At 58.6% G+C, this 20,353-nt stretch carries 12 protein-coding genes and 4 pseudogenes; 7 read left to right on the forward strand and 9 right to left on the reverse strand.

Features of this window, described 5'->3' with window-relative positions; translation table 11 throughout:
* Positions 1 to 715: 715 nt before the first annotated feature.
* The gene (locus AC5V87_RS09220) at positions 716 to 2,575 is read right to left on the reverse strand and encodes an outer membrane beta-barrel protein (protein WP_495370736.1); all 1,860 of its coding nucleotides are present in this window, start codon (positions 2,573 to 2,575) and stop codon (positions 716 to 718) included.
* Positions 2,576 to 2,957: 382 nt separating this feature from the next.
* Positions 2,958 to 3,275, reverse strand: coding sequence for a hypothetical protein (locus AC5V87_RS09225; RefSeq protein WP_495370737.1), 318 nt, complete (start codon positions 3,273 to 3,275; stop codon positions 2,958 to 2,960).
* Between the two features lie 617 nt (positions 3,276 to 3,892).
* Here AC5V87_RS09225 and AC5V87_RS09230 point away from each other — a divergent pair.
* Positions 3,893 to 4,214: pseudogene (locus tag AC5V87_RS09230) on the forward strand (DUF736 domain-containing protein).
* A 135-nt stretch (positions 4,215 to 4,349) separates the two neighbouring features.
* On the opposite strand, the gene AC5V87_RS09235 reads toward AC5V87_RS09230, so the two are convergent.
* Positions 4,350 to 5,675, reverse strand: coding sequence for a DUF3422 family protein (locus AC5V87_RS09235; protein WP_495370738.1), 1,326 nt, complete (start codon positions 5,673 to 5,675; stop codon positions 4,350 to 4,352).
* An 86-nt stretch (positions 5,676 to 5,761) separates the two neighbouring features.
* On the reverse strand, positions 5,762 to 6,310 hold the full coding sequence (locus AC5V87_RS09240) for a DUF2169 domain-containing protein (RefSeq protein ID WP_495370739.1): 549 nt from the start codon (positions 6,308 to 6,310) through the stop codon (positions 5,762 to 5,764).
* Positions 6,311 to 7,396: 1,086 nt separating this feature from the next.
* Between AC5V87_RS09240 and hisN the strand changes: the two genes are divergently transcribed.
* Both hisN and eutB read left to right on the forward strand, forming a co-directional pair.
* Positions 7,397 to 8,185 (forward strand): histidinol-phosphatase, encoded by a 789-nt coding sequence (hisN, locus tag AC5V87_RS09245; RefSeq protein WP_495371868.1) that lies wholly within the window; start codon positions 7,397 to 7,399, stop codon positions 8,183 to 8,185.
* Positions 8,186 to 8,242: 57 nt separating this feature from the next.
* Positions 8,243 to 8,761 (forward strand): ethanolamine ammonia-lyase subunit EutB, encoded by a 519-nt coding sequence (eutB, locus tag AC5V87_RS09250; protein ID WP_495370740.1) that lies wholly within the window; start codon positions 8,243 to 8,245, stop codon positions 8,759 to 8,761.
* A gap of 606 nt (positions 8,762 to 9,367) precedes the next feature.
* On the opposite strand, the gene AC5V87_RS09255 is transcribed toward eutB, so the two are convergent.
* Both AC5V87_RS09255 and AC5V87_RS09260 read right to left on the reverse strand, forming a co-directional pair.
* Positions 9,368 to 10,321 (reverse strand): AlbA family DNA-binding domain-containing protein, encoded by a 954-nt coding sequence (locus AC5V87_RS09255; protein ID WP_495370741.1) that lies wholly within the window; start codon positions 10,319 to 10,321, stop codon positions 9,368 to 9,370.
* 10 nt (positions 10,322 to 10,331) lie between these two features.
* On the reverse strand, positions 10,332 to 11,552 hold the full coding sequence (locus AC5V87_RS09260; RefSeq protein WP_495370742.1) for a hypothetical protein: 1,221 nt from the start codon (positions 11,550 to 11,552) through the stop codon (positions 10,332 to 10,334).
* Between the two features lie 89 nt (positions 11,553 to 11,641).
* On the opposite strand from AC5V87_RS09260, the gene AC5V87_RS09265 reads away from it, so the two are divergent.
* Positions 11,642 to 12,166 (forward strand): MltR family transcriptional regulator, encoded by a 525-nt coding sequence (locus tag AC5V87_RS09265; RefSeq protein ID WP_495370743.1) that lies wholly within the window; start codon positions 11,642 to 11,644, stop codon positions 12,164 to 12,166.
* 594 nt (positions 12,167 to 12,760) lie between these two features.
* On the forward strand, positions 12,761 to 14,116 hold the full coding sequence (locus AC5V87_RS09270) for a peptidoglycan-binding domain-containing protein (protein ID WP_495370744.1): 1,356 nt from the start codon (positions 12,761 to 12,763) through the stop codon (positions 14,114 to 14,116).
* Between the two features lie 2,061 nt (positions 14,117 to 16,177).
* Here AC5V87_RS09270 and AC5V87_RS09275 read toward each other — a convergent pair.
* Positions 16,178 to 16,659: pseudogene (locus tag AC5V87_RS09275) on the reverse strand (IS91 family transposase); the annotation flags it as partial.
* An 86-nt stretch (positions 16,660 to 16,745) separates the two neighbouring features.
* Positions 16,746 to 17,387, reverse strand: coding sequence for a tyrosine-type recombinase/integrase (locus AC5V87_RS09280; RefSeq protein WP_495370745.1), 642 nt, complete (start codon positions 17,385 to 17,387; stop codon positions 16,746 to 16,748).
* A 49-nt stretch (positions 17,388 to 17,436) separates the two neighbouring features.
* Here AC5V87_RS09280 and AC5V87_RS09285 point away from each other — a divergent pair.
* Together AC5V87_RS09285 and AC5V87_RS09290 are read left to right on the forward strand one after the other, a co-directional pair.
* Positions 17,437 to 17,834, forward strand: a pseudogene (locus AC5V87_RS09285) (IS21 family transposase); the annotation flags it as partial.
* A 6-nt stretch (positions 17,835 to 17,840) separates the two neighbouring features.
* Positions 17,841 to 18,858, forward strand: a pseudogene (locus AC5V87_RS09290) (DUF2130 domain-containing protein); the annotation flags it as partial.
* 273 nt (positions 18,859 to 19,131) lie between these two features.
* Here the strand turns inward: AC5V87_RS09290 and AC5V87_RS09295 are convergent.
* Positions 19,132 to 20,307 carry a TlpA disulfide reductase family protein gene (locus AC5V87_RS09295; RefSeq protein ID WP_495370746.1) on the reverse strand — a complete coding sequence of 392 codons (1,176 nt, stop codon included), beginning with the start codon at positions 20,305 to 20,307 and terminating at the stop codon, positions 19,132 to 19,134.
* Positions 20,308 to 20,353 lie beyond the last annotated feature (46 nt).

A 20,353-nucleotide genomic window follows, 5' to 3' on the forward strand; every position in this document is an offset into this window, starting at 1 on the left:
GGGCGCCAACCCGGGACGAAATCAACGCAGCAAAGCGAAAATTGGGGAGCCTCGAGGAGCTTGAAACTTGCCGTCGAGCGGCCAGGCACGCCCGGGACTTGCCCGAGGCGCTAGAGCTGATCGACCAAGTCGTCAGGGCAGGCTCAGGGACTACTACGCCGATCTGCCCCCAAAAGTTGGCGCGTCGCATTCTGTCCGACGATGAGGCCCGCCTGCTTAGCTCATCCCGGACTTTCGGATCATCTCAATGCCGCGCTCGCAGAGTTTGCTGGAGCGCGCGACGTCAGGGCCTTCTCGCGCGCCGCGGTGGGCTACAGCAAGCAGTTCCGCAGTGCAGCTTCTCATTTCCGATCCAACCTAAAACGTTGCGGCGTTTCCTCAACTTGGGGACGCTTGCATTGAACCTATTGTTCAAGAAGTGAAAGCGCTGACACTTACTTCTATTCTCATGAGACGATCGAAGGAGGTTGGAAGATCCTCAAGGAAGGCGGGGGGTGGGTGAAATCGTGTCGGCACTGAGGCTTTCGGGGGCCGAAGGGACTCGAGAGGCGTGGGGCTCGCACCGGCTGGCACTCATTCTTTGCAACCAAGCTGAGCTCCGCTCCGAGGTGCTTCACCATCATTACCCGCGACGTCGGCGTTGCTGTTTGGCGCCGACGTCGCTGCTTACAAGCAGGCCCGGATGGCTCGAGAAGTAGTCTCGAGCCGGCCAAGATCAAGTCTTTGAATCGAATCTGTATGAGGCCTGAAAGAACGTACCCCAGCGCTCCATGCTGTACTTCGCAAATGAGGGCGAGTGCTTGATGCAGCCGTTACCGCAGTTCATGGACCCGGCGTCCTCTTTGGTCCACATGGCCCAATAGCGACCACCAACGCCAATGCTAATGTTGTCGGTGAGGAAGTAGGACAGCACGCCTTCAAGCTGGACTCCGCCGCCACCACTGCCGCGTTGTTCAGAGAAGGTGGTCTTTGGGCGCAGGAGGTGATTGTCCCGGCCGATGAAATCGGTCCAGGGCAGGTAAGCGATATCAGTGTTCAGGCGCCAACGCTCGGTCAGCATGGTTTCGGCGCTCAGGCCGATCCGGGGCGCATTCCATTGCGTATCCTCGCTGCCAACAATCCTGTTGTCACCCGGGTTAAGACATCGATTCCGCCGATTAGCGAACTCAACGCAACCGGTCGAGTCCGAGCTCTGGCCGTAATAGGTCCAGCCTAGAAATCCACCAACCTTGTAGTTCGTGCCGCGCAGGAAATCGTATCCGACATCGGCCGTGTAATATGTGAACTTTCCGTTTGCCTCATCTGAAAGAGTGTTCTGGTAGGACCGTCCCTCGTCGGGCAACCAGTCTTCATCATACGACTTCCCTTTGTTGAACTGCCCAAGGCCAATGTTGCTCTTCAGGAACACTCCCCAGGGACTGTCAACACGGCCGAACAACTCCCCGGAGTATCCGTCCTGTCGATGATAGGTGAGCCTCGATATCAGCAAGCCAGGATCTTGGTCTCTGCCCGCTGCGCTGTGATCCCACTGGAATTTCCCCCGGCTAAGCCAGAGCCGCGAGCCGCCTTCGAACGACCAACCAATTGCGTACGGAATGGGCTGCACGCTCGCGGGCGCCTTCGTGTACAGCGGAGCATTAGACCATTGTGCGGCCTTTGAGTCGGCGTCGAAATGGTAGTTAAGGCCAATCTTTCCGATGTGGTAGTTGCTGGACAGGCTGGTTGTGTTCGCCGGCAGAATCGCAAACGGCGGAAACTGCACTGTCGAAGGGGTCGCGACGCCCGGTCCGCCAAAGTGCAGATAATCATACTCGACGTTCACCGACCATGCAGGCGTTAGGGCTTGCTCGATGCCCAGCCCGATGATGCCACCGACCCGGCCATAGTCGAAATGGGTTTTCTCCTGTGGCCAGCCGCCTTCATAGTTGTTGACGATATCGCCCCGATTGTTTTGCCAGGCTAGACCTGCCTTGAGATAAGCCAGTGTGTGTCCGAGCGCGCCAAAGGCGTAACCGACGCGACCGGTCCCGGTGGCAAAGAGGCTCGGACCTGCCTTGCAATTTGCGCTCACAACTAAGCCCGAAGGGGCGAGGCATGTATTTGTGCCGTCGGAGACAGCACCGCTGGCATCCAGCTCGATGCCAAACACCCAGCTGTTGTTCTGCCAGTTGTAACCGATCTGGCCACCTGCGAGGAACGCCGGGGTATCGATGATGCCGCCATAGATTGATGGACCGTATGGATTGCTGAAGGAGGTTCGGCCGTATCCACCGCCGACGTGTCCGCCGATATAGCCACCCGACCAGTTCCATACGACCAGCGGCAGCTTCGGTTCTTGTTCAAGGCGCGCGTTGGCCGCTCCGCTCGCTATGACCGCAATCGTCGTGACACCCAACAAAAGTACTCTCGACTTCATCAAAGATCCTGCACTTTCCCGGTCCACACCGGCCTTCCTAAGATATCGCCGCGCGGCAAATCGTCGGAGCAGAGCTGACATTTGCAGCAATGCGCGCCAGATCCGCTCCGAAATCACCCGATCGGTGATGATGCCCGAATGGAGCAATGCATGTGCCAAACTGAATTCGCATGTTTTTGCAGGCTTTTCGGAAGAGTTTGTCGCGTCAACTTGCCGACGTTGTCTCAAATGTGACAATCGGAGCTTCCGACAATCTCTCCACAGCCGATATTTGCGAGGACAGATCCAATAACCAACGTTTATACCTGCGTGGGAATAGTTGCGCGCCAAAGCGCCGCCAAACGGAAAACAACCAGGGCTTGGGAGTGAGTGGCGATTGTAACGCCGGATCCTCAATAGCAACACACACGATGGAGTGGCAGCCGGCAACCTCGGCGCCAATGACAAAATCGTATAACTGGATTTGTGACGATCCGGTCCCTGCGTTTCCTGCTGTAGGGTCGCGCGCGCCGTGGTGGCGGAAGGCGCAGCCGTCAGACCTCTATCTCACGGAGTCCACCGCCATGGTCATGCTCGGGCCAGCACTCATTATCCTCGTCATCGGCTTGTTCTGTTGGCTGGTGTTCATGCTGGCTGCCTCTGCGCTCCCGGTCTTCGTTGGCATGACGATCGCCATGTGGGCTTCCATACCCGTGCCGGGTTGCTCGGAGGCGTCGCAATTGGCATCGCGCCCGCTACGTAGAGGCGATAGCGGCACATATGGAATCGCCCTGATGACGGTGCCTTCACCAATCTGGCGGACGATATTTGCCGTCGTGGGTGCCATTGCCGTCAGCATCAAAGCGTTCACCCGCTTCACTGGAATGGCCGCCCCCGAACCTGCCACAATGGTAGCGCCAAATGAAGCGTCGCGTCGACGGGAGGGACTGGACCAGATATCCGCAATTCTCGCGGGTCCTCATCGTCGAAATTCGAACGTGAGCGGGCTGGCCGTTGAAGCTCCGATGGTCGAGCTTCCACCCCGGATTTGTCGCGGTGATCATGGAGGCATGGGCCAAGCGGTCGCATCTTGAGGATGCGCCCGACAATAAACGTGAACGGGCCGCGCGGCTGACGCGTAATCACGACGCCAAATCCGTCCGTTGCTGAAGGGAGAGGGCGCGTGTCGCCATCGAAATCACTTGCCTGCCTCTCGGTGCGGTCGAACTCGCCACATTCTCCTTGACTCAGTTCTTTAGGCCGAGCGCACCAAAGACCTCTTCGACCGATTGGTCTGAAGGACGGCTGCGCCTCGACCGCCTAAGGCGCAACAGCTGCGTTACCTTCCCGTGTGGCTGCGCCGTCATTCCTCGCGCCAGCCAAGAAAGTTGCTCCTTTGCTGTCAGGCCCCTTCGGGGTGCGCCGTCGATCGCCCTGTCGATCACCATCGAGGCCGCAAGGTGGGGGGTCGGAATACAGAAATCAAGGAGAACTACTATGGCGACCATCGGCACCTTCAAGAAGACCGGCAACAACGATCTCACCGGCGCGATCGTCACCCTCTCGCTCCAGGCCAGGAACGTCCGGATCGTCCCCGACCAACCGCTCCGGCGACAACGGACCGAGCCACCGGGTCTATGTCGGCCGTGTGGAGATCGGGGTCGCCTGGTCGAAGCGCTCCAACGGCGGCCGCGATTATCTGGGTCTGAAGCTTGACGATCCAAGCTTCACTGCTGCGATCTTCGCCGACCTCTTCGACGAGGAAGGTCAGGGCTTCAGCCTGATCTGGTCCCGTCCTAGCCGTCGCAACGGCGACTGACCCGATACAATGCCTCGCCTGGCTGGTCCGGGCCGGGCATTACCTTGCGCAGGAGCCGTTCGCGATCTTGCGGCAGCGTCGCACCCCGACCATGCGAGCTTCGCAGGACGGACGCACCGATGCCCTCAAGGAGCTTTAGTCGCAAGTAACCGAGGGCTCGTCGTTGTGCTTGAGGTGTCGCTTTCGGACATTGTAACTCACCAGCCAGATCACGCCGACCGCGATCGGCACGAAGGCTGCGGTCAGGAACGAGGGCTCTACTCGCAGTCCGACATCATGCGCGCCCTTGGCAAGATAACTAAACAGGCTGACAACATAATATCCTATCGCCCCGACCGACAATCCTTCGACCGTGCACTGCAGCCGAAGTTGCTGTCTCGCGCGCTCGTTGATAGCCTGCAACAGGTCACGATTCTGTCGTTCGATTTCGACGTCGACCCGGGTTCGCAACAGGTCGGCGGCCCGCGCGAGCTTGATCGACAGAGTCGCCTGACGGTCCTCCACAGTGGCGCAGGTTCGCATCGCCGGCGCCATGCGGCGTGCCAGAAACGACGACCAGGTTGGATAGCCCGAGACATCGTTGCCTTCAATGATGGATAGTCGCGATTGGACCAGCTCGTAATAGGCCCTGCTGGCGCCGAAGCGAAACAGGCTGCCGGTCGCGCCTCTTTCGAAGGATGCGGCCAGCGCCGTCAGCTCGGCAAGCAGCTGGTTGTTGAACTGCAGCCCCTCACCGCTTTGCATTTTTTCGAGCGCCTCAACAAGACGGCGGTCGATGCGATCAACAGATGGTGCAAGCTCAAGGGCCGCCGACAGGCCAAGCAGCGCCAATGGACGGTAGGTCTCGATTTCCAGGAGCCGCTGCACCAGCGCTCCGAGATCGTGCGATGTCAACCCGAGGTCGCAGACGAGTATTTTCGTGAAGCCTTTTTCGTCTACGCGGAAGTCTGAGGCGGCAACGCCTGTGCCGCTCTTTGTGGCAACCATGGCCAGGCTATTCTTGTCAAAAATCTGTTCGGCCCGCCTGGTCGGCGAGGCGTTCCGCTCCACTTCTAGCCTGATCGCGACCAGCAACTGTCCAGTCTGACGCAGCGCGCGGATCAGCGATCGGACGGCACCATCAACTTTGTCAAATTGGTCTGCGGCAGAACAATTTGCGTTAGTCCAGATCCAGGTAAATGTTGTAAATTCCGAATGCTGCTCCCAGCGTAACGTAGCGGGCCCGATGACAATCTGATGTAGTTTCGCCGATTGCTCAGGCGGCGTAAGATTGCGCTCGAGGCAAAAATCGATAAAACGACAGCGATCGCTTGTGGCCGCCTCGCCCTGCGCAAGAAAAGCGAAGTGGATCACGCTGAACGGCGAAACAAGGCGCGTGAAGGGGCGCGCGTGCACTTCGCGGAGCACAGCGTCGCGCTGCGGATGTGCCGTGAAGGTTCGCAGATCCAGTTCATCGACCATGTATTGACGTCTCGCTTCAGGTGAGCAGGCAACCGTCAGCCTTGAGGCGGGAGGCAATGGCGGTGCTTGGAAACGGTTGCGCGCGGCTAGGTTGATGATGAAGTCATTTCGACGATCACTACCGAGGCCGCCTTGAACTCGGGAAAGAGGTCTTGCGGGAGGAGCGTCAGGCCAGGCAGATTGAGCGGCGCTATCCAGCTTTCGAATGACGGCATCAACGTATGGTCCGGTGTTTGCGAAATGTCGGCGTCGTGGCTCAATAGGTGTAGCGGTGCGCGCGAGACCTTGGCGATGGCGCGCGGCACGGTTCGACGCATGCCTAGATTTGCGTGGACATGGTTGTCAGGCCGTCCCTCAGGCGCCGCCACGTGTCCGCCGATGAGCACCTCGGCTTGTGGCTTGGACATGCCGACGTCGAGAGGGGCGCCAGGCGAAAGCTCCTTCGCGGCCACGACCCAAAGCTCCTGCTCGCCCTGCAAACGATCTGCGCGCGGGTTGGCGAGGTCGAACATCGCGAAGACCGAAAACATGAGGTTCGCCCCTGAAAGACGACGCTCGCATTTGCTCAACAGAACCAGTGTGCGGGGCTTTACAAGAACGGGCATGAAGCCTGCCAAGACGTTTTTCGTCCCCACCAATATCTCTCGAGCGTGACAGACTTTCGGTCGCACGGTGCAAACGCGTCTTTATGTCCCATACCAAATTTGGTAGGCAGCCGTTTAGCTCCGCGTTGCGTAAACTTGTCGTTCCCGCGGCGAAGGTTGATATTCGAAGCAGGCGCAATTTGCTCCAGCGGAATCCTCGGCTCCCAAAGCCGCTCCGTCTCGCAGCTTACCGCGATGCGCGACTAGAGCACTTCGACGCCGGCACAAAAGCCGGTACAGCGATCAACCTCCAAGTCTGGGATCGTCAAAGCGAATCGAAGATGACGAAGATGCCTTTGTGTTTGAGGTCAGCCCTTCAGCCTTGAACCCGCAGTTGCTGCCGCGCCCTGATGGCGGCAAGAGTCATTCGCCACGATTGGTGAAGACCTTGACAAAGACGAAGACTGCCTGCGCGGCTGGAAAACTCTGACAAGTTTGTGGCTTGTAGCATCGCTGTTCTAAGTTGACTGGGGTGCGTCGCGCCCCGCAAGTCACCGAAATTCGAGGAATTGTTAGCGGCCGTCAGCTTTTGGTCAGGGGACGAAATTAGTCAGGCACTGCCCGAAAGGTGCCTGGGCAGCCCCACGAGCTCCTTTGCCGGTCATGCTCGATCAGGTGGAGGGGAAATGTCGTAGCGTTTGATGAACACGTATCGCGCCTCGCGCGCGACGATTTGATGATCGGCAACGCGTTACTAGACAAATCACATATCTAGCGTGTCCAAAATGCCCCGCATGAATATCGCAGCCTTAGTGTTATCGCTCGGTCCTCGCCGGGCGCGCAGGCGATACCGGCGAGATAGCCGGAAGGACGATACAAGGCCGAGGAGGGATACGTACTTCTTAACAAGTAGTGGCGTTGCGCACGGGCCGCCTTGGTAACGACGATGGTCCCACCGCTATCGCGAAACGACACTTAAAATCCTGGTGGCAGACGCAGGGTGTTTGCGGGAACATGGAGCCGCCTAAGCGGAGTCTTGAGCCTATATTGGCGCGTCACAAGTACGGCATCTCGAAACGCATGTGCGCGCTCCATCATCCGCGATCCGCGATGGCCGCTGTTCCCGAAGGAGTTGTAATGACCCAATATAGCGTCACGACAGACGATGCCGATGTCTATCTGTCATTCGCCGCCGAGCTCGCGGATTCGGTCAGGCCCATCGTGCTATCCTATTTCCGTACGCCGCTGGATGTCGTTGCCAAGTCCGATGCCAGCCCGGTGACGATCGCCGATCGAGCCGTCGAGTTGCGCCTTAGGGAAAGGATCGAGGCGCGCTTTCCGGAGCATGGCATCATCGGCGAGGAGATCGGAGCCAAGCTTGGCGGAGCGTTCACCTGGATCGTCGACCCGATCGATGGCACTAAGAGCTTTATCAGCGGCTTTCCCTTGTTCGGCACGCTGATCGCGTTGACCTATCAGCAGCAGCCGTTCTGCGGCCTGATCGACATCCCCTTTACGGGCGAGCGGTGGATGGCGAAGCCCAGCGTGGCGCGGTTTGGCGATGGATTGGCTCGGACCAGCGCATGCGAGAGCCTCGCCGACGCGAGCTTCTACACCACATCGCCTGACATGTTCCGCAAAGGCGAGATGGAGCCATTCGAGCGGTTGTCGCGAGTTGCGCGGATGCGCCGATTCGGCGGCGATTGCTACATCTATGGCCTGCTTGCGTCGGGACACTGCGACATAGTTCTCGAAACGGGGCTTCAGCCATATGACTACATGGCGCTGGTTCCGATCGTGCAGGGCGCCGGTGGCTGCATCACCGACTGGGAGGGATGCCCGCTTTCGATTCACTCGGAAGGGCGCATCTTGGCAACCGCCACGCCGCGGCTTCATGCCGAAGCGCTCGCCTTGATCACGGGATAACCACCAATCACGCCCTCCGGAGGGACGGGTGTCCGCTTTGCTGACCTCAGGGATCCGATGACCAAGGTGACGTCCGAGCGGACGGGCGATCAGCTCGTCGGCATCGCCGCTGACGGTCCGGAAGAGCGGCTTGCGGCCAGATGGCGCGCGCAGATCTGCAGCTCAAGGCCCGGCCGAGGAACTGATTCCCGCCGTACTGACGACGTCTCTCGCCTGATCTTGGATCGACATGATCCGGCGGCCTTTGCGATCGACTCATCGCTCACCGTCGGCGAATTGCTGATTCCGCTCGATGTCCGCCCACCATTCCGGAATGATCTCGCCCACCATTCCGGGATGATGTCGCCCGGGGCGACGAGGCCCCTTCTGGCTCCGCTACGGTCCCGCCTTTTGGCTTTGCGAAGGGGACCTGGCCTGGGAAGACCGGCTATCGGTGACGATGCGTCAGTCGCATGCCCGCGCAGGCCGGGACGAAGGAACGACCGCCGGGCACGAACAAAGGAACAAAGCGAAGTGAGGAGCTATCGAGATGCCGTAACCAACATCCCTTACCCGCCGAGGTCTGCGAGAGGATGAGACGACGATGGAAGATCGGTCTTCCCGGCGCATGCGAACACTGGTGACCCGAATGGCCCGTTCGAGGCCTGTGCGCTAATCAGCTCTCGAATGCGCGCTGATATCCATGATGGCCCGGAGCACAGAACGCTCCAATCAGAGGCCGGATACATTGATGCAAGACGATTGCGCCGTACTACAGCGACGTGCCGCCGGAAGAGGCGCCGCGGTTAGCGCCGCGGCAATCGCAGTTCGGAGCTGGCCAGTGAAAGAGCGCCAGATCGAAAAGGCAGGGCGTGCCTACAGTCACACCTTCAGGGACCCGGGCCCTCCAATCGCCGACGCCGACTACCAGCCGATCACTCTTCAGAAGGATCCAGAGCAGATTCTCGCTCTGATCTTCGCGCAGCTTGGCCGGGATTACGGCGGGTCGTTGGTTGGCGAGCCTGGGGATGTTGGGGCAGAAGTTAGGGCAGGGCCGCCGGCCCCCCAGAATTGCTGATAAATTTCATCCCCCTGGGGCCTGGATGAGGCGGACAGTGGATCCGCCGAGCCGGAGAAAACGCAGCGTGGTCAATGGCAACTCCTTCCAATCACGGAAGACGCACCGCTCGTAGTCGCAACACGCTAAAACTTTCGCATCATGGGGTGGCCCGGATAGAGAAGCTGAAGCCTCGCGCTCCGCACCATGATCGCCCATTCTTCATGCTTTGAAACGCCTGGCGCTTTGATGTCCGTTTCAAAGTATATGATGCTGCTGTTGATGAGGTCTGAGGGCATCTGGAGGGCGAGTTGTGCCGTATGGCCTTCATGTACGCCCTCTTTGAAGAGGGGTACACCGGGCGGAGAGGCGATCGTCCATCGGTAGACGCGAAACTTCGGTGCGGGCGGTTTGCCAACCTCTCCAACCTGAATGAACGGATTGACCTGAAACGGATTCACAAGCCTATAGTCCGCCAAAAGCTCAACTATCGCGTAGTTGGCTGGGGTCGGGGACTTATTGATGACGGTGCAGTTCAACATGAAAGTCTTCGAAAGTTCTTGATGAGGCGCAAACTCGACGCTTCCGACTGAGAGAGAGAGTTTGACTTCGAGGTCCGGCGCCGTGGCCCGCCGCATGATGTCGCGAATTTCATAATCATGCATCGGCACCGACTGCAGATTGAAGCGCTTGTAGTACTTTCCGTCGGGCGCTTGGTGAGGTCCCGTCTGTGACTGGCGCACTGAAATGACGAAACCGAACTTTCCGGTTTCCATGTCCACGCGGTCGATCTGAACACCATCCATGCGAGGCTGGACCTTAGAATTCAAAACTTGTTCAATCCACTCTCTGGTAATTTTTGGGTCGGTGACTCCGTCATCCACTTTCGATGGCTTGCCCGCGGCCTTGTCTTCCTCGATGCCATAGACGATCTGGCCGCCTGCCGAGTTGGCAAGCGCGCTCACGTCCTTGCAGAGTTCGTCAGGTCCTTTGCCATCGCGGGTGAGGGCGGGCGATGCCTTGTAGTCGAGGGTAAGGCTCTCTTCCAAACCCTCGTCAACAAGCCGCTGAAAGTCCGCCCTTTTAGTCAAACCAAGCATATTCGGTCCTCTACGGCTTCACGGGTTTCGGCATGTTGAACAGCATCAGGGTGACGATGATGTGCCGGTGCTTGTCGTCGGGATGGCTGAAGACGTACCTGAACCTGGTGTCACCCTCTGTGCTGGGCCCCGATTTGTAGTGCTGATGATCCTTCATCGCACGCTGGGCCTCCGAAATGACATTTGTGAAGTCGAGGTTGCGGTTGAAGATAATGAGGGCTGTTCTCGTATCCCGCCACGTCGTGTATCCCAGCAGTTGGTCGGCCGTTTCGATAAGGGCCTTGTACCCTCCCCAAAACTTGCACTCGGCTACGAATATGTTCTCGTTTTCATGCCGGATAAGGATGTCGGTCTTTCCAACATGATTGAACGTCTCGCCCGTCGCCTGGCCTTCGTACTGGCCATTCAATTGCACGAGGTAGTGAACGCGGATGTCTTCTTCGCCCGCATTTGCGAACACTGAAGGGCTGCGCTCCATGACCAGAGACATACTTGCGCAGATTTTCAGGATGTTCTGGTAGTCACCCTCGCTGAGCACGAAAGACTTTTCAGTCGCGCGCCCTGCCGGCTGAGGAGCGATCGGCTTCGGTTTCTCGGGTAGCTTGTAGGTCTGCTGTGCGTTCGCGACCTGACGGAGGGGAAACTTGATGTCCTCTGTTGTCTGGCGGGTTCGCTCCGCGATCTGATGGCGTCTGTCGAGCCGAGGCCGAATGAAGGTTGGTAGTGCGGTATTGTATCGGTCGCAGTTCTCCCGAAGACGCTTCAGTGCATCTTCGATCGTCTCGATGTCCTGCGTGAATTTCTGCGTGATTGATTCCGCGGTGAACCAGGCGCCGGCGGCGTAGACCATTACCTCCGTGTCGGTGGTGGCGCCGGTAACGCCGAGTCTCGGAGGTACCGGGGGCATGTAGTAAAACATATGCTGCTGCCCGGTGAAGGGAATGTGGAGGACATGAATCCGGCCAGGTACGCCGACCTGAATGTCTATGAAGTTTGGATTAGGCCCGCGATGCTCTGGGACGATCGCGTCTTCGAAGGTCCGTTCCACCCGCGCGAGGTCGAGGACCGGCACTTGAATCACATGGCCCTCGGCGATTTGCTTGGTCAAATCCTCCAGCGATGCTGCCAATATTTGCGCGTCCGTTAGCTTGTTGATGGTCTCCTCGACATTACGGTTAGTATTATCGAGCAGGACAGAAAGCGGCGTCCCTGCAAACAATTGTTGGGCCATTCAGAGTCCCGAAAAAGTGGAAGCACTTGCCAATAGCAGCTTTTCCGAGTGTATGGTAGTCGGCGATTTTCCCCCTTGAGGTCAGGCTGATGCCCTGGGTTAAGAGCGACTATACTGAGCTGCTGAAGGAATACCCCAATCTCAAAGACTTCCTTCCCTACCTTGACGAGCTGAATAAAGAGAGCCCGCGCGGGAAGGTCTTGATCTCGACCGGCTACCTCGAACAGATGCTCAAGGACATCCTCGTGGCCTTCTTGATGAAAGACAAGGTTGTGGACGAGCTGTTCGAGGGAGGCAACGCCCCGCTTGGTACGTTCAGCGCCCGCGCAAAGCTTGCATACACCCTGGGCCTGATTTCTGAGCCGGAGTTTCACGACATCGATTTGATACGGCGCATTCGCAACGAATTTGCGCACGATGTGAAAGCCTCGTTCGCGAACGACGGGGTCAGGAGCCGCTGCGGCCAACTCAAGCACAAGGTGCCGGACGACAAGGGAAAGGTGTCGCCTGAAGGTCAGTTTACGAGCGCCGCGTCGGGTCTGCTTCTCAACCTAGTGAACCGCGCGGCATACGTGAGCGAAGCGCGGCGGTCTCCCGGCAACTGGAAGCGGTGACTTCATGGGGTACACGCGCCAGCCTGTCGGTGACGCCACTCGGGGCTAGGGCAGCCGTTAGGGCACCGGCACCACGCCGACAGGATTATTGATCGATTTCAGCAGCCTAGGTTCCCGATGTGGCGGATGGAGCGTCGGCTCCTAAGGGCTTAACCGCAAAAACGACAACGCCCCGCTGTGAACAGCGCTGTCTACGGGGGCGCTGTCTGAACCGCTCATATTTCCCGTCGCTCACTTCTACTCTACGCGCTTGAAAACTTCGGCGATCGGCGGCGACAGGCGCGATGGCCGGCCACCGTAGTTTTCCAGGAACTGCTTTGCGCGGCCAACGATGTCTTCTCCTCCCGCAAGCGGGCATCAGGACGCCGACTGCGAATTAACATGCGCGCGGCAGAGATTTTGCACCGCACTGTCGTGCACGCACCCTCCATGACTAAGTCCGATTGCCCTCAACTCCTGACTTCCTTTGCGCCACGCCAAACTGCGCGCGAAGAGTTATAAAGAGAGCATGCTGGCTACCTCCTCACCGGGGCGGCCGCCTAATCCTGTTTGCGATGTAACTATCACTTCGATCCTCCCCCTCCTTGAGGTAGGATGGATCACATCACTAAGGGCCAACTGTCGTGCAATATAGAGCCGGGTGGGGGCAGCATGGGCTACTTCACACTCACGCTCGACGTAGATAGCTACGACAGCCCAACCATGGTTACGAGGGTTGGATTACTCGCGAGTACAGAGAGGAAGGAGCAGGAATTTTGGAATCGCTTTCGTAAGCAAGCGGAACGCGAGCGCCAAGTTGACCTGTCCGACATCAACAAGATTCACGCAAGGATCCGGAGCGAACTCCCCGCCTCGTTGAAGCGCGAGCTCTTAAAAAACCTACGTGTGCTCATACCGAGCCCTGAACCGTTCGTTCCCCAGGCAGGAGTGGCTGCCCCCTCACCACAAATACAAGCCGAGGAAAGCAGAAGGCACCAGCAAATTGAACGGACACTGGATACGCTTGAAATCCACGTAAGGACTATTCGGGGCGGCAGCCTTGAAGTCCTGCTATTTGTACTTGGCTTCGCTAAGCTCGTTTCGCTGACTGGCATAAGTCCGGATGATTTTGCAAGATGCCTGGAGATTGCGGCCCCTGTCGCAATGAACGTAATTTTTGGAACGAGTGTTCCGCTATCGGCTGACGCTAAGCCATCCAGCGTCCCAGCGGGTGATTCCCCCGCAGAAGGGGCGGCTATGCGGCTGGCTGCGGTTCAGAATGCTTCGGGAGCGTCCTATTTCATTCCCGCTCTATTTGGTTTGGCAGTTTTCGGTTGCGCAATGTGGCTCGTTGGAACGATATCGAGCGAACTTGCTGCCGAGCGCAAGGAGCTTGTAGGACATGTAAAGAAAGAGGCGGAGGACATTGGACGAGAACGTGCCGCCATAGCGGAGAAATTGTCGACATTGTTGTCGAGCCACGATGCGACACTCGCGAAGGAGAGAACGGGATTCATTGAGACAAGCACTGCACTATTGGCTACGTTGACCAAGTCGCAGGTCGACAAAGATAACGTAGCCGCAGGTTCGCAAAAGGTGTTGTTCGACGCAGAGTTAGAGTTTGCGCGCAGAATAGATGGTGCAAACCAGGCGCGCGAAACCGCAGTGATTGAGTTCGTAAAATCGCACCTCGCTCCGGAAGTGAAACCAAAACCATCACCAGCCTCGTCTTCCAAAGATTCGGTCACGAGCGCCTGTGGCCAAGATACCTATGCTGCGAGACGGCGAATTCAGTTGGCCTTGAGCGAGCGTGGCCTGTACGCGGGCGCGATCGACGGACGGATTGGTCCGAAGACTGAAGAGGGACTACGCAAGTTTCAAATTCAGGCTTCGCTCCCATCGACCGGGACGGCCGACGCCGCGACGCTCGGAAAGCTTGGCGTGCATTGCGAGGCCGCTAGCGTCGACTAATTGGACGCCCGCAAACTCGTGCCAGGAGATTGTCGTGCGAAGCCAATGACACTAAAGGGCACGCGAGAGCCTTCCCGCGCGAATGGCCATACAGCGCATACACATCAAGCGCGACTGTGTATGGTCGGCGCGACCACTTACATCCTGAAGGACGCCCACGACGCGACCGATCGTGTGCACGGGCAAATTCCTATTCGCGGCGCAGGCAGCAAATTCTCGTAATCGGCGCATGGTCCCCTATCGTCGAACGGCGATATTGGCAGCCGATGTACGATTCGGCTCAAGCTCGGAAGCGGCTGCGCGCGTCCGCCGAACTGCACGACCTTGGTGGCCTTCGGCGCCCTAGCACTTGCATCCGACTGTAGCGAACAGCTGAAGGGAAAGACAACTGTAGCAAGAGAGCCTATAAAATAAGCACTAATTTGAGCACCTGTAGATGTGCACAAACACCTGCAAGTGATAGTTCGGCGGACACCCCTTCCGCCACGCGTTCACGCCATTAGAGATCCTAGACGATGCTGGCGAAGATCTTCGCGAGAGGGTGGAAGCTTACTATCGTGAAAACTGGGATGAGGTCGGCCATGCGGTTCAAAAGCGAGCAGAGACGTTCGACGCTGATGCCGAAGCCCAAGGAGACCCTCGTCGATGCCTTGAACGCACACAAGAGCGGCTACTACCGCTCGACTTGTCGTCTGTTGCTCCGAGATCGAGAGGGTTGCCCGTGTCGCGTTGCAGCGCAAGGAGCTTGGGGTTAGTCACGTCGACAAGGTACTGGGCAAGCTAGCGGGCTCTCTTGACCAGTTAGCTGGTCCGTGGAGGCGCGCGCATGAAGTTTTTGGTCGAATATTTAGAGCGAGCTGTTCAGCGACATGCGCATACAGATCATCTGCAAGCCGCTCGTACAGCTGCACAGCAAAATAGCCCGAGACCGGTTCGAAGCGCTCGTCGAGCGAGCCGCGCGGTCACTTAACTTTTGTTGTTCTTGCACCGTGTGGGTCCGCTGGCGGCGCGAGGCTTTCGTCGATTTCATGGATCTGCGGGAGGATCTTCGATCGCCATAGGCGGCCGATAGCGTGCAGCTTTTGTCAGTTTCTCCGAAGAGCTCCACATGGAGCGTCGTGCAGACGTAGCCTCCGAAATAAGGGTCTGATGAGCCAAACGGAGCTTCTCAATATTTTCGAAGAGAGCGTTCCTCGACCGGCGCAGCTTTGCGATGGCTGCCCGACTTTCGTCTCGCTGCCGGCGAGCCTCTGATATAATCGTTGTGGCGCGATCCAAGAGGTTATGTCCTTCATCTCGCGCTTCGGAACGATGGGTTGCACTAGAACAAAGGAGCAAGAAGAGCGCGCGATCCGCTTTGTAACGTGCTCCCGCTCGAGTATGCTCCGAGCCTGACATAAGAATTTGTCCCGCTGCTGCGTTGACGGCCCATTTCCAGCGGCTTCGCCCGCACTTTTTCAGCACGACCGCGAAATGTGCAAACGACGGATATTCTCGCATGCCACGCCCCCAAGGACTGTCCAGGAGAGCAGTTTATGGGACCGATCTGATCAGGCAAGGTTGCCTCTTGCAGAATGATTTATCGCCCTTGTGGCACCCGTCGGCCCGGCCATAGGTGGTTCTTGCCCACTCCGCTCAAAGACATCGCGGACCTTCAGACCTTTTGCAAGTCGGTTTGGCGGCACCAACCGAGCCATCCCGCTTAACATGCGTTAATGCCCAAGCTGCCGCACCGAGGAGAGGCCTATGCTGCTAGACGACCGGAAATGCTCCGCGAGTACATCAAGAAGTGAGTCGCTCGGCACCCCGTCAACGATGAAATGATGCAGGTATGCTGCGTCGCTCGCGGCAAGCTTCGGCAAGATCGGAGGAATTGCTGAAGCTTCCGGTGCCCGTCGTCTGGCATCCGGAGCCGCCCATAACGTAAGGCCAGCACCAGTGGCAGCCTGTGCCGATATTGGCTCTTGTGCAGGATTTTGGATGCCGGCACCAAAATGGCTCCGCAGGCTCAATTGACCCAAAAAGCGCCAAGGCACGAAGTCGCGGGGAGTTGGCACCGGCTCCGCCCGGCACGATCATGTGCACGTGTGGATGATGGGTGAGCGCCGACCCCAGGTGTGCAACACGGCCGTAACACCGATCCGCGCGCCGATGCGCTTGGGATCGGCGGCGATGGCGAGCGTTGTCTCGGCAGCCGCCTTCATCAGTAGGTCATAGACCACGCGCTTGTTCTGGTAAGCGATGTCGCGCAACTAGCTCGGCGGCGTGTACACAACATGGAAGAACGGCACCGGCAACAGCTCCGCTTCGCGGTCGGCCAGCCATTGGCGTGACGCCGCAGCCTGGCACTTTGGGCAATGACGGTTGCGGCAGGAGTTATAGGCGATCTCCGTGTGGCCGCATGCTACGTTCTCGCTGCGTGCGACATGCCCGCCGAGCTCTGCCGTGCGGCAGCGCTCGATGGCACTCATCACCTTCAACTGGTCGAGGTTGACATGCCCGAGATTGGCCTCGCGCCACGCAGGGCCGTGATCGCGGAGAATGTCCGCGAGGTCGAGCCATAGCCGGCGGCGCTATGGCGCCGCCGGCTCCGTAGCGGCCCGCTTCGCTCGCCTACGCCGCGGTGCGCTCAGGCGTCGAGTAGGCTCTCGATCGTGGCGATCATGCCTGTCGCCACGCGGGCGTAGCGGGCCGTCGTCTCGAGCTTGTCGTGTCCGAGCAACGCCTGAATCAGGCGAATGTCGGTGCCGCGCTCTAGCAAATGGGTCGCGAAGCTATGACGGAGCGCGTGCAGAGAGGGCACTTTGCGCAATCCCCCGTCTTTGACCGCCTCCTTGAACAGCTGGCTGAACTGACGCGTGGTCAACAGCCAATGTTGACTGCGGCCCGGAAACAGCCAGCGCTGTTCCGGCGCGGCGCCGGCATCATGCCTGGTCCGTCGCACCTTCCACCATTGTCGTAACAGGTCGAGGACTTCCGCCGGTAGCATCACGTTGCGGTCCTTCTTCGACTGCACGATACGGATGATCATCTGCGCACTATCGATGTCGCCCGAGCGCAGCCGCACCACTTCGCCGGCACGCAGACCGCAGCCATAGGCCAGCGTCAGCATCGCCTGCGCCTTGAGGCTCGTCGCCATGGTCAGGACACGTTTGACCTCCTCGAGGCTCAGCACCGGCGGTAGCTTCAGCGACTCCTTGATGTGCCAGACCTCGGCCGCCAGATCGTGGCGGCGCAGCGTGACTCGGAACAGGAACGGCATCACGGTCATGATCCGATTGGGCTGCAGATGCTGGCACCATTCTCGATCAGGTGCAGCTGAAAATGCAGCTGGCGACAAGCTGTTCGTCGACTATGCCGGCTACGGCGTGCCGGTGGTGATCGACCGGCTCACCGGCTAGCGGCGCGCTGCGCAGATCTTTGTCGCGGTGCTCGGCGCATCGAGCTTCAGCTACGCGCAGGCGACCTGGACGGAGGGGCTTGCCGACTGGATGAGCGGCCACGTCGGCGCCTTGCGATCGGCGGCGTGCCGGCGCTCTTGGTGCCGGACAACACCAAGATCGCGGTGATTAACGCCTGCCTCTACGATTCGCAGATCAACCGCAGCTACGCCGACATGGCGGCGCATTACGGCACCGCCATTCTGCCGGCCAGGCCACGGCGGCCACGGGAAGCCAAGCTCGAGCAGGCGGTCCTGATGGTCGAACGCTGGCTGCTCTGACGGCTGGCCAGCGAGCACCACAAAATCACTGCTGCAAAAGAAAAAGAAATCCAAGAGCTGAAGGCCAAGCTTCAGGCCGTCGAGTTTGAGAAGAAACTCGCCGTCACTGCAGCGGTCGGCGCGATCGAGAAAGAGCGCGATGAGCTGAAAAACGGGATTAAGCAGGTTCAGCTTAAAAAGCAGCTCTTCGAGCAGTCGCTCAAGGACAAGTACGAAACCCAGATCAAGGATCGTGACGATGCGATCGAGCGCCTCAAGGACATGAAGGCGCGTCTGTCGACCAAGATGGTCGGCGAAATCCTTGAACAGCACTGCGAGACCGAATTCAACCGCGTGCGCTCGATGGGCTTCCCGCTCGCGTTTTTCGAGAAGGACAACGACGCGCGGACCGGCAGTAAGGGAGACTACATCTTCCGGGACTCGGACGAGGGCGGCACCGAAATCATCTCGATCATGTTCGAGATGAAGAACGAGAGCGATAGAACCGCAAGAGCAAGAACGAGGACTTCCTCAAGGAGCTTGATCGGGATCGGGCCGAGAAGGGCTGCGAGTACGCCATCCCGGTCTCATTGATTGAGCCGGATAACGAACTTTACAATACCGGCATCGTCGATGTCCTACAAAAATGTACGTTATCCGGCCGCAGTTCTTCCTGCCAATGATTACGCTCTTGCGGAATGCGGTCATCAACTCGCTCAAATACAAGACCGAGCTCGCGCTAGTGAAGGCGCAGAATATCGACATCAGCCAATTCGAAAGCCAGCTTGAGACGTTCAAGACCGCATTCTCGAAGAACGACGATTTTGCGTCTCGGCACTTCCAGACCGCGATCGCCGAGATCGATAAGTCGATCGATCACCTGTAGAAGACCGAAGACGCCTTGATCGGCGCCGACCGCAACCTGCGCCTTGCGAACGACAAGGCGCAGGATGTGACGATCAAGAAGCTGACCCAGGGCAATCCGACGATGGCAGCGAAACTTGCGGAGCTGAGGAGCCCTCCCGCTGAAGCCGCGGAGTAAGGCCGGCAAGGGACGGCGATCTTAGACGTCCTCCGCCTACGCAATCCGTTCGAGAATTTGTGTGAGCCATGCATGCGGATTGACAATATTCATCCTCACCTGTCTCCATAAGCGTGGCGGTGCCCGCCTAGGTCCGGCCGCCCCGATGGCTGTGGGTACGAGTATTTTGATGCCGGAGGCGTCGTTTAGCATTTTAGTGTAAACCGTCAGACCGTCAGATTTGGTTGCCACTCGCCGCCGGAGAAATGGATGATGGCCAGCGAGCAATTCCGACTATCGCCCTGCTTTTTGTTGTTTGCTCCGTTGCCTGCGCTTTGACGCTCTCGGAAACCCACCTTGCGGAGTTGCACAAACACTCTCATAGCAAGCCTTCTCACCCTTGTAGTTGGCCAGCGCTTGGACCAACCGCGGCGTGACGCGCTGTTTCAGTTCGTCGGGGATAGGCTCCGGACCGCTTAGCGAGTTCAATGCCACCTCGACCAATTCGATTGCGCGATCCTTGTTGCCGCTCTCATAATAATACTGCGCGACCACCCCATAAGACAGCCACTTGAGGCCACCGTCCCGGTGCGGAGGATTCAGCGCAAGAATGTGTTCGGACAACTCTTTGCCCATCGCAAGGCGCTCGGCAGACGGGAAGTGGGAGTTGTCATTCGCCGGATTGAAGAGTTGGCGTAGCGCCTCTTCCATCCACACCTCATTGTTTTTGTCGATCGCGTCGCGAGCGAATTGCCTCATAACCGGCAAGCCGGTCTGCATGTTGCGCAGTTTGTGAAGCAACAGATCGGCATGGCGCCCGCGGAAGTCGAGGTAGTCCGGCATCACCGCGAGGGCCTCTTCGACCGCCGAAACCGCCTTTGCCCAATCCTCCGCCTTCATCGCGGCGAGTATCGGCTCAGTCAACGCCCGCTCGCGCGTCATTTCGTCCATTTCGCGTCGTCCGGTTTCGATCCGCTCTGTGTCGGCGGCTTTAGCTTGATCGCTGGTCCGCCAGCTGCCGTTAAGAACTTTCGGCAAGACGTCATCGAGCTGCATCGGAGGACCGATAAAGGCGATGTGGCCGTCACGGTCAACGACGAACGAGGTGGGAATCCCGACAGAAAAGCTGGAGTCCATCCAAAGCTTGTTCATTTCGCCTGTGGAGTCGAACCCTATCCGATAGTTCAGGTTCGAGAACTTGTCGGTCAACCACGCGTCCAAGCTTGTTCGGGCCTCGTCCGCCGTTGGAGCTTGTTCGTAAGCTGCGACGCCGAGCACCTCAAGTCCGCTGTCTTTGTATTTCTCTTGCAGCTCTACTAGATGAGGCATCACTGCCGCACATGGTGCGCACCAAGTGGCCCAAAATTCGACGATGTACACCTTCCCGGGCTGGAAGCTCGTGAGGGGCTCGCCTCGCAGCCAGCTCTCCACCTTGATCGGGGGAGCTGGGGACTCCATGTGCAGCACCATGTTGCTCTCCAAAACTATTGCCACTCATTGCGCACTTCGTGTGCTA

Source organism: Bradyrhizobium sp. SOJA106 (assembly GCF_059448745.1).

Bases quoted from the DNA above. Each gene is read 5' to 3' on its own strand.
- AC5V87_RS09235 (WP_495370738.1), bottom strand. From the start codon at position 5,675: ATGGTCGATGAACTGGATCTGCGAACCTTCACGGCACATCCGCAGCGC.
- hisN (WP_495371868.1), top strand. From the start codon at position 7,397: ATGACCCAATATAGCGTCACGACAGACGATGCCGATGTCTATCTGTCA.
- eutB (WP_495370740.1), top strand. From the start codon at position 8,243: ATGACCAAGGTGACGTCCGAGCGGACGGGCGATCAGCTCGTCGGCATC.
- AC5V87_RS09255 (WP_495370741.1), bottom strand. From the start codon at position 10,321: ATGCTTGGTTTGACTAAAAGGGCGGACTTTCAGCGGCTTGTTGACGAG.
- AC5V87_RS09260 (WP_495370742.1), bottom strand. From the start codon at position 11,552: ATGGCCCAACAATTGTTTGCAGGGACGCCGCTTTCTGTCCTGCTCGAT.
- AC5V87_RS09265 (WP_495370743.1), top strand. From the start codon at position 11,642: ATGCCCTGGGTTAAGAGCGACTATACTGAGCTGCTGAAGGAATACCCC.
- AC5V87_RS09270 (WP_495370744.1), top strand. From the start codon at position 12,761: ATGGATCACATCACTAAGGGCCAACTGTCGTGCAATATAGAGCCGGGT.
- AC5V87_RS09280 (WP_495370745.1), bottom strand. From the start codon at position 17,387: ATGACCGTGATGCCGTTCCTGTTCCGAGTCACGCTGCGCCGCCACGAT.
- AC5V87_RS09295 (WP_495370746.1), bottom strand. From the start codon at position 20,307: ATGGTGCTGCACATGGAGTCCCCAGCTCCCCCGATCAAGGTGGAGAGC.